At 67.7% G+C, this 538-nt stretch carries 1 pseudogene; it reads right to left on the bottom strand.

The window, feature by feature from the left end:
• Positions 1 to 202, bottom strand: a pseudogene (locus tag ABD323_RS44930) (TerC family protein); the annotation flags it as partial.
• Between the last annotated feature and the right edge of the window lie 336 nt (positions 203 to 538).

The raw sequence follows: 538 nt of genomic DNA, 5'->3' as shown, positions 1-538 counted from the left end.
ACTCACCGGCCGGCTGCGAACCGCCGTACCACCAGAGGAAACCGCCGAAGAGCAAGGCCAGCGCGACCCAGACCGCGGTCCAGATCCCGGCCTCCTTGATGGAGACCTCGTGCGGCTTTCGGCCACCGATGAAGAAGTCGGCGACGACCAGGGCGATCAGAACCCCCATCGTGCCGGCCCAAAGGCTTACGGAAACGTCCACTAGCTGCTCCTCCGGCAGGTAGGCGAGACAGACATCGTCACTGCCGGAGGTCTCTTCCGCCCGTCGGCCACGCTCGGCCGGACCGGACCAGCGCCCCGGGGCGCCGTGGAAGGGCACCCGTGATGACGGGAACGCTGCGGGGGAATACTCCCCTCCGCTGTTGTCGAGCCTAACAGAAAACCCAAGAGAAGGTAAAGAAGGTAAAGAGCCCGCCAGGGCCCGGCGTCAGAGGTACGGCTCGATCGCGGGCAGCATGTCCTGGAACGTCCGCGCCTTCGCCGGGGCGCCGATCGCCTGCATGCCCCAGCCGCCCGCGCCGTCCCGGTAGACCTTGGC

The organism is Kitasatospora nipponensis, assembly GCF_039528135.1.
GTDB lineage: Bacteria > Actinomycetota > Actinomycetes > Streptomycetales > Streptomycetaceae > Kitasatospora > Kitasatospora nipponensis.
Note: the sequence above shows the minus strand (reverse complement) of the source record. Positions and strands in the feature narration are given on the sequence as shown.